Genomic DNA, 13101 nt, shown 5'->3' on the forward strand with positions numbered 1-13101 from the left:
CCCATGGGCTCGGACGCCATGCCTCATATCCTGATTGTCGAAGACGAAGCGGCGATTGCCGACACGCTGATTTTTGCCCTGCAGGGCGAGGGGTTCACGACCACGTGGCTGAGCCTTGGCGCCGCGGCGCTGGAGCATCAACGGCAGACCCCGGCCGACTTGATCATTCTCGATATCGGCCTGCCGGACATCAGCGGTTTCGAAACCTGCAAGCAGCTGCGGCGCTTCAGTGAAGTGCCGGTGCTGTTCCTCAGCGCCCGGGACGCCGAGATCGACCGGGTGGTGGGGCTGGAGATCGGCGCCGACGATTACGTGGTCAAGCCGTTCAGCCCGCGTGAGGTGGCGGCGCGGGTTCGGGCGATTCTCAAGCGCATGGCGCCGCGTCCTGCGGTTGAAGCGTCCTCGACGCTGTTTCGCATCGATGCCGAGCGTGTACAGATCGTCTATCGGGGACAGCCGTTGAGCCTGACCCGCCATGAATTTCGCCTGTTGCAATGCCTGCTCGAACAACCGCAGCGGGTGTTCAGCCGCGAGCAACTGCTCGACGCGCTGGGGGTTGCTGCCGACGCCGGCTACGAGCGCAGCATCGACAGCCACATCAAAAGCGTGCGCGCCAAATTGCGTCTGGTGCGGGCCGACGCCGAGCCGATCCAGACCCATCGCGGCCTCGGTTACAGCTACAGCCCGGGGCACAGCTGATGTCGCTGGGGCTGCGGATTTTTCTGGTGTATGTGCTGTTTATCGGCCTGACCGGTTACTTCGTGCTCAACACGGTGATGGAAGAAATCCGCCCCGGTGTGCGTCAGTCCACCGAAGAAACCCTGGTCGATACCGCCAACCTGATGGCGGAGATTTTGCGTGATGATTTCAAGGCCGGCACGCTCAGCGAGAACCGCTGGCCCGAGTTGTTGCGTGCCTACGGCGAACGCCAGCCGCAGGCGACCATCTGGGGGTTGCCGAAAAATCAGGTCAACCATCGCATCTACGTCACCGACGCCAAAGGCATCGTGGTCCTGGATTCCAGTGGCGTGGCGGTCGGGCAGGATTACTCGCGCTGGAACGACGTCTACCTGACCCTGCGCGGCGCATACGGTGCGCGCTCAACCCGCAGCGATCCGAACGACCCGGCGTCGTCGGTGATGCACGTCGGCGCGCCGATCCGCGACAACGGCAAAATCGTCGGCGTGGTCACCGTGGCCAAGCCCAATAGCTCCTTGCAGCCTTACGTCGATCGCACCGAGCGGCGTTTGCTGTTTTACGGGGCCGGGCTGATCGGCCTCGGCCTGCTGTTCGGTGCCTTGCTGTCGTGGTGGCTGAGCCGTGCGCTGCACCGTTTGACCGGTTACGCCAAAGCGGTCAGTGAGGGGCGCCGGGTGGAGGTGCCGCATTACCGTGGCGGTGAACTGGAGCAACTGGCGACGGCGGTGGAGCAGATGCGCACCCAACTGGAAGGCAAGGCTTACGTCGAACGCTACGTGCACACGCTGACCCATGAATTGAAGAGTCCGCTGGCGGCCATTCGCGGTGCCGCGGAGTTGCTGCAGGATGAAATGCCAGCGATTCAGCGCCTGCGCTTTGTCGGCAACATCGACAGTGAAAGCGCGCGGATGCAGCAGTTGATCGAGCGCCTGTTGAATCTGGCTCAGGTGGAACAGCGCCAGGGTCTCGAGGAGCGCGTGGCGGTGCCGCTGGCGGCGCTGATCGATGAATTATTGCGCGCGCAGGCAGCGCGGATCGAAGGCCGGCGGCTCACGGTCGAGCAGACCATTGCGCCGAATTTGCTGCTGATCGGCGAGCCGTTTCTGCTGCGTCAGGCGCTGGGCAATCTGCTGGACAATGCACTGGATTTCACCCCGATCGCCGGGTTGCTGCGTTTCAGTGCCGAACGTGTCGGGGAGCAGGTCGAGTTGCGCGTGTTCAACGAAGCCGCCCCGATTCCCGATTACGCCTTGCCGCGCTTGAGTGAGCGGTTTTATTCGTTGCCGCGTCCGGACAGTGGGCGCAAGAGCACCGGGTTGGGGCTGAACTTTGTTGAAGAGGTGGTTAAGTTGCATGGTGGGTCGATGCAGATTCGCAATGTCGAGAGCGGTGTGGAAGTGATTTTGCGCCTGCCTTGAAAGCGTAAAAAAGATCGCAGCCTTCGGCAGCTCCTACAGGGGAACGCAATCCCAAGGAGCTGCCGAAGGCTGCGATCTTTTGATCTTTCCACACAATCTCCATATTCCCCCCACATTCCCCTCATACATCAACAGCAGACTCTGCCCATCCAAACAGGGAGAGTCCCATGAACAAAAATCTGACCATAAAGCTCGGGGCCATTGCCCTGTTGATCCTGCTGTTGCTGATCCCGCTGCTGATGATTGACGGCATCATCGACGACCGCCAGCAACTGCGCGACGGCGTGCTCGAAGACATCGCCCGCAGTTCCAGCTACAGCCAGCAACTGAGCGGGCCGGTGATGGTGGTGCCGTATCGCAAGGTGGTACGCACCTGGAAGACCAACGAGAAAACCAGTCAGCGCTATGAAGAGCTCGGCGAGGAACGCGGTCGTTTGTACTTTCTGCCGGAGCGCTTCGAGCTCGACGGCCAGGTGCAGACCGAGCTGCGCGCCCGGGGCATTTACCAAGCGCGATTGTTCCATGCTGACAATCGCATCAGCGGGCATTTCTCCTTGCCGGCGCAGTTAGGCATCAAAGAAGACTTTGCCGATTACCAGTTCGACGCGCCGTTTCTGGCGGTGGGCATCAGTGATATTCGCGGCATTGAAAACGCGCTGAAACTGGAACTCGACGGCCAGCGTCTGGACTTTGTGCCTGGCACCCAGGTGGGCTGGCTCGGCGAAGGCGTGCGGGTCATGTTGCCGACACTGGACACCCGTAACGCCACGGAGCTGACCTTCGGTTTCGACCTGCGCCTGCAGGGCACCGGTTCGCTGCAGGTGTTGCCGGTGGGCAAAACCAGCCACGTCAGCCTGGCGGCGAACTGGCCGCACCCCAGCTTCATCGGCAACTTCCTGCCGGGCAAACGCGAGATCAGTGATCAGGGTTTCAGCGCCGATTGGCAGACCTCGTTTTTCTCCACCAACCTGCAAGAAGCGATGAATCGCTGTGTGATGGGCAATGATTGCGAGGCGTTCAACGGGCGCAGTTTTGGCGTGAGTTTCATCGACCCGGTGGATCAGTACCTGAAGAGTGACCGTGCGATCAAATATGCGTTGTTGTTTATTGTCCTGACCTTCGCCGGTTTCTTCCTGTTCGAAGTGCTCAAGAGCCTCGCGGTGCACCCGGTGCAATACGCGTTGGTCGGGGTGGCGCTGGCGTTCTTCTACCTGTTGTTGCTGTCGCTGTCGGAGCACATCGGCTTTGCTTTGGCCTATCTGCTGTCGGCCAGTGGCTGTGTGTTGTTGATCGGATTTTATGTCTGTCACGTGCTGCACAGCGTGCGCCACGGCCTGAGTTTTTCCGCAGGATTGGCGGCGTTGTATGGCCTGCTGTATGGCCTGCTGAGCGCCGAGGACTATGCGCTGCTGATGGGTTCGCTGTTGCTGTTCGGCTTGCTCGGGGTGTTCATGGTGCTGACACGCAAACTCGATTGGTACGGGATCGGGCAAAAACCGGCCAAGCCGCTGGCGTTTGATGTGGAGGCGATGCAATGAGCGGGTTGGGATTGCGTGAAGATCAGCGAGAGGTGGAGGTTTTGGTGACGCTGATTGTTGCAGCACTGCCGTCGCAACCCAGGTGGTGCCATCGCTGGCAAGCCAGCTCCCACAGGATTTGTGCTGAAACAGAGGGTTCTGTCATACCCAAATCCATTGTGGGAGCTGGCTTGCCAGCGATGAGGCCAGAACAGGTTCCGCCGATTTAAGGCTTGGGCAGGGTAGCGACCATGGACGGTCGCTGACTCATTTCAAAGAACCAGTTGGCCAGTTGTGGATTGGCGCTGCGCCAGTCCAGATCCGGATGACGCAGATCGATGTAACCCAATGCGCACGCCACGCTGATGGCGGCCACGTCGAAATGGCTGGTCAGCTCGGCGATGGCGTCACTTTCCAGATAGGCCAGGGCGCGGCGGATCTTCTCGCGCTGGGCATCGAGCCATTCGTCCCAGTGCTTTTCCGGGGCGCGCAATACCAGTTCGTAACGCACCATCACCGAGGCATCCATGATCCCGTCGGCCAGCGAGGCCAGGGTCAGACGGCGCCAGCGGGCCGCGCCGTCGCGGGGGATCAGCGGGTTGCCGACATGCTGCTGGTCGAGGTATTCGAGGATCACGCGGCTGTCATGGATGACGCTGCCGTCGGCCAGACGCAGGGCCGGGATCTTGCCCAGCGGATTGTCGGCGTTGAGCGCAGCGTCCGGGCTGACCGGGCTGAGCACGCAGTCTTGCAGAGCGACGCGATCCTGCTGGCCGGTCTCATGCAGCAGCACCATCACTTTGCGCACGAACGGGGAGAGCGTGTTGTGGAACAGGGTCATGCTGGGGGCGGACATTGGCAAACCTCGGTGGTCATCGAAGAACAGCAGGTTAGCCGTAGGAGCTGCGGAACGCTGCGATCTTTTGATCTTGATCTTGAAAAGCATCACGAGCAAAAGATCGCAGCGTGCCGCAGCTCCTACAGGTGTTCAGTTTCGCTGCAACAAACCTCTAATGGCCAGATACGCCGGAACGCCCAGCCCGATCCAGCTCAACGCATCCCAGATCCCATCCCCCAACAACGCCGCAAACAACCCCGCCGCACTCAGCAGCGCAATCACCAGCGGCGTGCTGAAGACCTTCCAGAAATTGCTCTGACGCGGCTTCATGCGGCCGCCTCCACCGTCACCGGTTTCGCCGCTTTACGCCGCACCACCCACAGATACACGCCACTGCCAAGGACGATGATGGTCAGCACGTCGAGGGTCGCCCAGAGGATTTTCATCGGCATGCCGCCGTAGTCACCGAAGTGCAATGGCTGCGACAGGCCCATGGCGTCCATGTACCACGGGCGCTCGGCCACGGCAGTGACCTGCAGGGTGCCGGCGTCGATCAGCACCGGCGTCAGCAGGTGCGAGGTCAGGTGCGTGCCGCCCTTCATGAACACCGCGTAATGATGCTCGCTGGAAAACCGCGTACCGGGGAAGGCGATGAAGTCCGGGTTCATCCCCGGCGCCACGTCCCGAGCGATGTCGAGCAGGCGGGTGGCCGGGGCCAGTCGGGTCAGCGGCGGGGCATCGCGGTAGGGCGCGACCATGGCGGTCAGCGAGTCATTGCGCCACGCGGCGATGATCAGATCGGCACAGGCGCTGATCACTCCGGTGACACCGACCACCAGCGCCCAGGTCAGCGTAACCACGCCGATCAGGTTGTGCAGGTCGAGCCAGCGCAGCCGGGAGGACTTGTCCTGGCGCACGGTGCCGAACTGCAAGCGGCGCATGAACGGCAGGTACAACACAGTCCCCGAAATGATCGCGACCACGAACAACAGACCCATGAACGCCAGCAGCAACTTGCCCGGCAGGCCGGCGAACATGTCCACATGCAGGCGCAGGATGAACAGCATCAGCCCGCCATTGGCTGACGGGGTTTCCAGCGCTTCACCGGTGCGCGCATCGAGCATGAACGTGTGCGAAGAATTCGGCTCGGTACCGGCGGTTTTCGCCATGATGGTCAGCACGGCGTTGGGCTCGTCGTCCTCGAAACCGAAGTACTGCACCACTTCGCCGGGGCGATGCTTTTCTGCGGCCTCGACCAGTTGCGCCAGGTTCAGGCGCGGGGTGTCGGCGGGCATTTCGCGCACTTGCGGGGCATCGCCGAGCAGGTGCTCGATCTCGTGATGGAAAATCAGCGGCAGACCGGTCAGTGCCAACAGCAGCAAAAACACGGTGCAGATCAGGCTGGTCCAGGTGTGGATGAACGACCAGCGGCGAATTGTTTTACTTTTCATTTCATGACCTTCAAAAACACCGAAGCCGTCCACGGGGGACGGCCTGGTGACAGGACCTGTTTCAGCTCACGCGCTTACCACTTGTAGGTGGCGCTGGCGACGACGCTGCGCTGGTCGCCGTAGTAGCAATAGAAGCCGTCGCAGGTGGAGATGTAGTCCTTGTCGAACAGGTTGGTGGCATTGACCGCCACTGATGCACCTTTGAGGCTGTTGTCCAGGCGACCGAGGTCGTAATGCACGGAGGCATCGAACACGGTGTAAGCATTGGCCTTGCCCAGCCAAGTGTTGCCCTGATCGCCGTAGGTGTTGCCGGTGTAACGCACGCCACCGCCGATACCGAAGCCGTCGAGTACGCCGTTGTGCCAGGTGTAATCGGTCCACAGCGAGGCCTGTTGGTTCGGCATCAGCTGCAGGCGGTTGCCTTTGTAGTCGCCTTTCTGCACTTCGGATTTGGCCAGGGTGTAGGCGGCAATCACTTTCAGGTTATCGGTGACGTCCGAGGTCGCCTCCAGTTCCAGGCCTTTGACTTTCACTTCGCCGGTTTGGCTGGTGATCGGGGTGTTGCCGACGGTGGTGGTGACTGCGACGTTTTTCTGCGTCAGGTCATACACGGCGGCGGTCAGCAGGGTCTTGCTGCCCGGTGGCTGGTACTTGACGCCCATTTCCCACTGCTTGCCTTCGGTCGGCTTCAGCGAACCGGTGGAGGAGGCGTCGGCGCCGGTGGTGGGCTGGAAGGATTCGGCGTAGGAAATGTACGGGACGAAGCCTGAGTCGAACACGTAGCTGAGGGCTGCGTTACCGCTGAAGTTCTTGTCGCGCTGGGTGTTGGTCGCGTCGGCCTTGTTGAAGAATTTGGTGCCGGTGTGGACCCAGTCTTCACGACCGCCCAGTGTCAGGCGCCATTGGTCGAGGGCCATCTGGTCCTGCACGTAGAGGCCGGTCTGGTAGGTCTTCTGGTCGTAGTCGTAATACGCGGTCGAGCGATCCGGACGAACGATCGGCTGGCCGTAGATCGGCTTCAGCACGTTGGTTTTCAGACCGTCACCGTAGATCGACAGGTAGTTGGTGTTGCTGCGCTGGTGATCCAGCCCCAACAGCACGGTGTGGCGAATGTCACCGGTGGCGAAGTCGGCCTGGAAGTTGTTGTCCACCGCGAACTGGCTGATGTCTTCGTCAACGCTGGTGCTGGTGCGCCCGACGTTGCCTTGATCGTCCACCTGGGTGTACGGGTAAGAACCGACAGTCAAGGCCTGGAACGACAGATCCGACTTGGTGTAACGCAGGTTCTGCTTGAACTGCCAGACATCGTTCAGCCGGTGTTCAAACGCATAACCGAGCGCGTAGTAAGTGCGGTCGTAGTATTCCCAATTCGGGTCGCCGAGGTTTTTGTGGTGCGAGACGCTGCCGAACGGCATGTCGATCTTGGTGCCCTGCACCGGCAGGAACTGGCTGGTAATGCCGGTATCGTCGCGGGTGAACTGGCTCAGCAGGGTGAGTTTGGTGTCGTCGTCGATGTTCCAGGTCAGGCTTGGCGCGATGTTGTAGCGCTTGTTTTCGATGTTATCGATCTGCGTGTCGCTGTCGCGCACCACCCCGCTGATGCCGTAGAGAAACTGGCCGGCGTCGTCGATCTTGCCGGTGCTGGCGAAGTTGATCTGGCGGTGGTTGTCGCTGCCGTACTGCAGCTGGATTTCGCTGCTGGCGTCGCTGCTCGGGCGCCTGCTGACCATGTCCAGCAGGCCGCCCGGTGGGGTCTGGCCGTAGACGGAGGAGGCCGGGCCGCGCAGCAGGGCGAGGCGATCGAGGTTCCAGGTTTCCTGTTTCGGGTTGGCGTACACGCCTTTTGGCAGTGGCAGGCCATCGAGGAACTGGGTCGGCTCGAAGCCACGCACGCGCAGCCAGTCGGCGCGGGTGTCACTGCCGTAGCTGCTGGCAGTGATGCCCGGCATATAACGCACGGCGTCATCGAGGCTGTGCACGCTGCGGTCGTCCATTTGCTGGCGGGTGGCGACCGAGATCGAGCGCGGTGCTTCGACCAGCGCGGTGTCGGTCTTGGTGCCGGCGGCGGTGCGGGTGGCGGTGTAGCCTTCGACCGGACCCCAGGCCGTTTCCAGGTTTTCCACGCCGATCACGGCGGTTTCCGGCAGCGCCAGTGTCCCTTCAGGCACGGCAACCAGGCTGTAGGTGCCCGTGCTGCTTTGTTCCAGTTGCAGACCGGTGCCTTGCAGCGCTGCGCGCAGAGCGCCGGCGGCGTCGTATTGCCCGTTGACCGGCGCCGAGGTCTTGCCCGCCGCCAGCGACGGATTGAGCGACAGCGCCAGGCCACCCTGGCTGGCGATCTGGTTCAGCGTGGTCGACAGCGGCGCCGCCGGCAGATTGTAGGTACGCACGTTGGACGCCTGTTCAGCGGCGAGCAACGGGTTGCTGATCAGCGGCGCGCTGAGGGCAATGGCGACGGCCAGCAGACTGGGGCGCAACAAGGTGTCTAGCGAACGGGACATGCGAAGGCTCCTGAATGGAAATATTTCTCAATTGCCTGTGTGCCGGACGAGAATTGAAAAGTGATAGGGCTGGATGAAAATAATGTCGATTAACTGGGAGTGGGGCAGCCGATTCGCGTGGCAACATTGGTTTTGTGCAGTTGCGGGCGGCCTCATCGCTGGCAAGCCAGCTCCCACAGGTTCAGCGCAGCTCACAGAATTGGTATTCACCATCGATCTCTGTGGGAGCTGGCTTGCCAGCGATGGCGGCCGCTCGGGCACCAGATAAATCAGGGTTTTGTATCTGCTTTGGCCACCGTGACCCAATACGGCGTGTGCTGCTCGATCTGCACCGGCAGGGTCGGCAGCAGGGCGCTCAAGGCCTTGTCGGTGTCGTGCAGCGGGAAACTGCCGGTGATGCGCAGGTCAGCGACTTCCGGCGCCACGCCCAGATGCCCTCGGCGATAACGACCCAGTTCATGCACCAGATCTTCGAGCCGCGCGTTATCCACCACCAGCATGCCGCGGGTCCAGGCGTCGGCGCCGGGCGTGAGCGCGGCGACCGCGTCGAGGCCGTCATTGCGGATCAACACCTGCTGGCCTTCGCGCAGGATCTGCTCGTCAGGATGACTTTGCGGATGCGCCGCCACCGCCGATTGCAAGACGCTCAGACGCGTGCCTTGGTCTTCACGCTTGACCAGAAACCGTGTCCCCAATGCGCGCATGCTGCCTTCGCGGGTTTCGACGATGAACGGCCGCGCATCACCGTGACCGGTCTCGACCATGATCTCGCCTTCCTGCAATACGATCAGCCGCTGCCTGGCATCGAAGCGCACATCCACCGCGCTGTGGGTGTTGAGATTGAGCACGGTGCCATCGGCCAGGCGTACCGTGCGCTGTTCGCCGGTGGCGGTGCGTTGATCGGCAAGCCAGTAATCCAGCGGCAAATACCGATCACCGGCAAACAGCGCCAGACCGATCACCGCCACCACGCTGGCCAATCCGCTGCCGAGCTTGCGCACGCGCCGCCGAATGCCTTCGCGCGATTGCAGTAACGCAGCGCGGGCCGGGCCGTTGGCGACGTTGAAGCGCTGATCGAGCATGCCCAGTTGGCGCCAGGCGCGGGCGTGTTCTTCATGGGCCGCATGCCATTTGGCGAACTCCTCGCGCTCCAGCGGACTGCCGGAATCCAGCGACAATTGCCAGGCAATCGCCGCGTCCAGCACCTGGGCCGAGACCGGTTTGGAGCTGGCCGGATTCATGTCGGCTCACCGTAGAGGGCGATGTAGCACTGGCGAATGCCTTGCGCGAGGTATTGCCGCACGCGGGGCGCCGAGACGCCGAGCTTCGCGGCGATTTCGGCGTGGCCGAGGCCGTCGAGGCGGTTATAAAGGAAAGCGGCGCGGGCCTTGGTCGACAGTTTGCCGAGCAGACGGTCGATGGCCTTGAGGTCTTCCAGGATCAACTGCTGTTCCTCCACCGAAGGTTGTTCGCCTTCGGGGATCAGCATCAATTCGGCGAGATAGGCCTGTTCCAGCGCGGCGCGACGGAAGTAGTCGAACAACAGGCCCTTGGCGATCGCCACCAGAAACGCCCGGGGTTCGCGCGGGGTCAGCAGTTGATCGCGACCGAGCAGGCGCACGAAGGTGTCTTGGCTCAGGTCTTCGGCCCGTTGCGGGCAAGCTACATTGCGCCGCAGCCAGCTCAGTAGCCAACCGCGATGGTCGCGATACAACGCACCGACGATTTCACTGTGAGGGCTTGGGACTGACGACACCAGACGCACCGATTGGGAAATGTTAACCAACGAGAATTGTTCGCGATTCTCGCAGAGGTGGGAATGGTTAGCAATTGGCCACTGGTCGGGTGAAGTTAACGGTGAGCCCTGTAGGAGCTGCCGCAGGCTGCGATCTGTTGATCTTGCTTTAACAACAAGATCAACAGATCGCAGCCTGCGGCAGCTCCTACAGGGGATGTGGTTCGGCCGAAAATCTAGAAGGAGGGTGCCTGCTGACGGCGTTTCCATTGACTCAAGCGCTGCTGCAGATTCAATGGACTATGAATCTGCTGCTGCCGCGCCCGGCAGAACAGGATCAACGCCAGCTCCGCTGTGGCCAGCGCATCGGCGCTCGCGTTGTGCCGCTCGAACACCTCAAGTTTGAACCAGTCGATCCATTCATCCAGCCCGGCCTCGCGAATATTCGCCTGCGGGCACAACAGCGGCGCCATGTCCGCGACATCCAGAAACACGTTCTGCAGCTTGTAGCCCAGGTGTTCCTTCAGTGCGCGTCCGAGCATGTGCTGATCGAAGGGCGCATGAAACGCCAGCACCGGGCTGTCGCCGATAAACTCCATGAGTTCCAGCAGCGCTTCGGCCGGGTCGCTGCCGGCGGCAGCCGCGTTCGGCCCCAGGCCATGAATCAACACACTGGGGCTGAGCTTCAGCTCGCGGCATTGCAGGGTGCGTTCGAACTGCTGGCTGAAGTCGATTGCGCCGTCCTCGATGACCACTGCACCGATCGACAACACGCGATCCTTGTTCAGGTTCAGCCCGGTGGTTTCCAGATCGAGCACCACCCAGCGCTGCTCGCGCAGGCTGCATTCTTTCAGTTCGCCAATGGTCGGCAGTTTTGCCAGGCGCTGTTGCAGGTCTGCCGACAGCAGTGGGCTGGCCGGCCGCAGCCACGAAAACAGGCTCATAACTGATACCGCAAGGCCAGGCTGCTTTGCAGGCGCTGCGCCTGGCGCAGCGATTCACGCAGGATGCGCCGGTCCAGATGATTGAGGCTGTCCGGGTCGACGCGGTTGGACCAGGGCAGATTTTCACGGGTCTGGATCTGATGCTGCTGCATGCGCGTCTGTTGGATGAAGTGATAAGCCTCTTCATAAGCTGCGCCGTCGAGCCGTTCGATGACTTGTTTTTCGACCAGCTGACGCAAGCGTTCGAGGGTGTTGTTGGTTTCGATGCCATGCGCCAGCGCCAACAGGCGCGCGCCATCGACGAAGGGCGTCAGGCCCTGGACCTTGAGATCTAGGGTGGCTTTCTCGCCGTTTTTGCGCGCCAGCACAAACTCGCGGAAACGCCCCACGGGCGGGCGATTGCGCAGGGCGTTCTCGGCCATCATGCGCTGGAACAAACGGTTGTCGCCGACCTGGTCGAGAATCCCGCGGCGCAGTTGCGCACAGCCTTTCTCGTCACCCCAGACCACCCGCAGGTCGAAATAGATACTCGAACCGAGCAGGTTCTCCGGCGTCGCCTCGCGAATGAACGCTGCAAAGCGTCGCGCCCATTCTGCCCGGGACAGGCACAGCTCGGGGTTGCCGGCCATGATGTTGCCCTTGCACAGGCTGAAGCCGCACTGCGCCAGACTCTGGTTGATCTGCTGGGCGATCGGCAGCAGCTTGCCGCGAATCTCCGCCGCCTGCGCCGCGTCCCTCGCTTCGAAGAGAATGCCGTTGTCCTGATCGGTGTGCAGCGTCTGTTCGCGCCGGCCCTCACTGCCGAAACACAACCAACTGAACGGCACGCCGGGGTCACCTTTTTCGGCGAGGGTCAGTTCGATCACCCGGCACACGGTGTGGTCGTTGAGCAGGGTGATGATGTGAGTGATCTGCGTCGAAGACGCACCGTGAGCCAACATGCGTTCGACCAGTTGGCCGATCTCGCCGCGCAGACTCACCAGTTGCTCGATGCGCTGGGCACTGCGGATGGTCCGGGCCAGATGCACCAGATCGACCCGTTGCAGGGAGAACAGATCGCGCTCGGAGACCACGCCACACAAGCGCTGATCCTTGACCAGACAGACGTGGGCGATGTGCCGTTCGGTCATGGCGATCGCCGCGTCGAAGGCGCTGTGATCCGGCGACAGAAAGAACGGCGAGCAGGTCATGTGGCGCTCGATGGCTTCGCTGAAATCACCGCTGCCATTGGCGACCACTTCGCGCAGATCGCGCAGGGTGAAGATCCCCAGCGGCGCCTTGTGTTCATCCACTGCGACGATGCTGCCGACTTGTTGCTCGTGCATCAGCTTCACTGCTTCGCGCAGTGGCGTGTCGGGGCTGCAGGTCACCGGATGGCGCATCGCCAATTCGCCGAGGCGGGTGTTCAGCGAATACTGGGTTCCGAGGGTTTCCACGGCTTTCTGCTGGACTTGCTGGTTGACCTGATCGAGCAGGCTGCTGACCCCGCGCAAAGCGAAATCGCGGAAGCTGTTGGACAGGGCGAACAGTTTGATGAACGCCGGTTTGTTCAGCTGCAGGCAGAAGGTGTCTTCGCCAGCCAGGTGTTCGGTACGGGTGGCCCGTTCGCCAATCAGTGCGGCCAACGGGAAGCATTCGCCGGTGGTGATCTCGAAGGTGGTTTCGGTGCCGGGCCGGGTGATGTGCTGACGCTCGCCGATCACGCGGCCTTGTTTGACGATGTAGAAATATTCGACCGGCCCGTCGGCAGGTTTGATGATGCTTTCGCCCTGGCCATAGAAGCGCAGCTGACACTGCTCCACCAGAAAAGCCAGGTGGGCGTGTTCCATCTGATTGAAAGGCGGGAAGCGCTGGAGGAATTGCAGGGTGCCCTGAATGTTCTGCAACACCGCGGTCTTCCCTGCCTGGGTGAAGGCGTCCGCTTTACTCATAACCATTACCGCAGTCTTTTTTGAATTGTTGTTGTCGGATCGTTGCAGCCATGGTCGGCCCCTGCGT

General features: G+C 61.7%; 11 protein-coding genes. 3 read left to right on the forward strand and 8 right to left on the reverse strand.

What is annotated here, in order from left to right:
* Nucleotides 1–18: 18 nt before the first annotated feature.
* From creB to creD, 3 genes are all read left to right on the forward strand, one after another.
* The gene (creB, locus tag KVQ82_RS03375; protein WP_041070160.1) at nucleotides 19–699 is read left to right on the forward strand and encodes a two-component system response regulator CreB; all 681 of its coding nucleotides are present in this window, start codon (nucleotides 19–21) and stop codon (nucleotides 697–699) included.
* The gene (gene creC, locus KVQ82_RS03380) at nucleotides 699–2117 is read left to right on the forward strand and encodes a two-component system sensor histidine kinase CreC (protein WP_222018012.1); all 1419 of its coding nucleotides are present in this window, start codon (nucleotides 699–701) and stop codon (nucleotides 2115–2117) included. The genes creB and creC overlap by 1 nt, the downstream gene beginning before the upstream one ends.
* A gap of 167 nt (nucleotides 2118–2284) precedes the next feature.
* On the forward strand, nucleotides 2285–3655 hold the full coding sequence (creD, locus tag KVQ82_RS03385) for a cell envelope integrity protein CreD (RefSeq protein WP_222018014.1): 1371 nt from the start codon (nucleotides 2285–2287) through the stop codon (nucleotides 3653–3655).
* Nucleotides 3656–3860: 205 nt separating this feature from the next.
* On the opposite strand, the gene KVQ82_RS03390 is transcribed toward creD, so the two are convergent.
* The 8 genes from KVQ82_RS03390 to KVQ82_RS03425 all read right to left on the reverse strand — a co-directional run bounded on the left by KVQ82_RS03390 (nucleotide 3861) and on the right by KVQ82_RS03425 (nucleotide 13034).
* Nucleotides 3861–4490 (reverse strand): glutathione S-transferase, encoded by a 630-nt coding sequence (locus KVQ82_RS03390; protein ID WP_222018016.1) that lies wholly within the window; start codon nucleotides 4488–4490, stop codon nucleotides 3861–3863.
* Nucleotides 4491–4622: 132 nt separating this feature from the next.
* On the reverse strand, nucleotides 4623–4802 hold the full coding sequence (locus KVQ82_RS03395) for a hypothetical protein (protein WP_222018018.1): 180 nt from the start codon (nucleotides 4800–4802) through the stop codon (nucleotides 4623–4625).
* The gene (locus KVQ82_RS03400) at nucleotides 4799–5923 is read right to left on the reverse strand and encodes a PepSY domain-containing protein (protein ID WP_145593532.1); all 1125 of its coding nucleotides are present in this window, start codon (nucleotides 5921–5923) and stop codon (nucleotides 4799–4801) included. Before KVQ82_RS03400 ends, KVQ82_RS03395 begins: the two co-directional genes overlap by 4 nt.
* 74 nt (nucleotides 5924–5997) lie before the next feature.
* A complete protein-coding gene (locus tag KVQ82_RS03405; RefSeq protein WP_222018020.1) occupies nucleotides 5998–8424 on the reverse strand; it encodes a TonB-dependent siderophore receptor in 2427 nt (808 codons plus the stop codon).
* Nucleotides 8425–8693: 269 nt separating this feature from the next.
* Nucleotides 8694–9665, reverse strand: a complete 972-nt coding sequence (locus KVQ82_RS03410) for a FecR domain-containing protein (RefSeq protein WP_222018022.1) — start codon at nucleotides 9663–9665, stop codon at nucleotides 8694–8696.
* Nucleotides 9662–10180, reverse strand: a complete 519-nt coding sequence (locus KVQ82_RS03415; protein WP_222018023.1) for an RNA polymerase sigma factor — start codon at nucleotides 10178–10180, stop codon at nucleotides 9662–9664. Before KVQ82_RS03415 ends, KVQ82_RS03410 begins: the two co-directional genes overlap by 4 nt.
* Nucleotides 10181–10395: 215 nt before the next feature.
* Nucleotides 10396–11103: a PolC-type DNA polymerase III gene (locus tag KVQ82_RS03420; protein WP_222018024.1), complete on the reverse strand. Its 708-nt coding sequence runs from the start codon at nucleotides 11101–11103 to the stop codon at nucleotides 10396–10398.
* A complete protein-coding gene (locus KVQ82_RS03425) occupies nucleotides 11100–13034 on the reverse strand; it encodes a putative nucleotidyltransferase substrate binding domain-containing protein (RefSeq protein WP_313902818.1) in 1935 nt (644 codons plus the stop codon). Before KVQ82_RS03425 ends, KVQ82_RS03420 begins: the two co-directional genes overlap by 4 nt.
* Nucleotides 13035–13101 lie beyond the last annotated feature (67 nt).

This window comes from Pseudomonas sp. AO-1, from assembly GCF_019775695.1.
In the GTDB taxonomy this organism is placed as follows: Bacteria; Pseudomonadota; Gammaproteobacteria; order Pseudomonadales; family Pseudomonadaceae; genus Aquipseudomonas; species Aquipseudomonas parakoreensis.

Excerpts from the sequence above, each read along its gene's own strand:
- creB (WP_041070160.1), top strand. The coding sequence starts at position 19 with ATGCCTCATATCCTGATTGTCGAAGACGAAGCGGCGATTGCCGACACG.
- creC (WP_222018012.1), top strand. The coding sequence starts at position 699 with ATGTCGCTGGGGCTGCGGATTTTTCTGGTGTATGTGCTGTTTATCGGC.
- creD (WP_222018014.1), top strand. The coding sequence starts at position 2,285 with ATGAACAAAAATCTGACCATAAAGCTCGGGGCCATTGCCCTGTTGATC.
- KVQ82_RS03390 (WP_222018016.1), bottom strand. The coding sequence starts at position 4,490 with ATGTCCGCCCCCAGCATGACCCTGTTCCACAACACGCTCTCCCCGTTC.
- KVQ82_RS03395 (WP_222018018.1), bottom strand. The coding sequence starts at position 4,802 with ATGAAGCCGCGTCAGAGCAATTTCTGGAAGGTCTTCAGCACGCCGCTG.
- KVQ82_RS03400 (WP_145593532.1), bottom strand. The coding sequence starts at position 5,923 with ATGAAAAGTAAAACAATTCGCCGCTGGTCGTTCATCCACACCTGGACC.
- KVQ82_RS03405 (WP_222018020.1), bottom strand. The coding sequence starts at position 8,424 with ATGTCCCGTTCGCTAGACACCTTGTTGCGCCCCAGTCTGCTGGCCGTC.
- KVQ82_RS03410 (WP_222018022.1), bottom strand. The coding sequence starts at position 9,665 with ATGAATCCGGCCAGCTCCAAACCGGTCTCGGCCCAGGTGCTGGACGCG.
- KVQ82_RS03420 (WP_222018024.1), bottom strand. The coding sequence starts at position 11,103 with ATGAGCCTGTTTTCGTGGCTGCGGCCGGCCAGCCCACTGCTGTCGGCA.
- KVQ82_RS03425 (WP_313902818.1), bottom strand. The coding sequence starts at position 13,034 with ATGAGTAAAGCGGACGCCTTCACCCAGGCAGGGAAGACCGCGGTGTTG.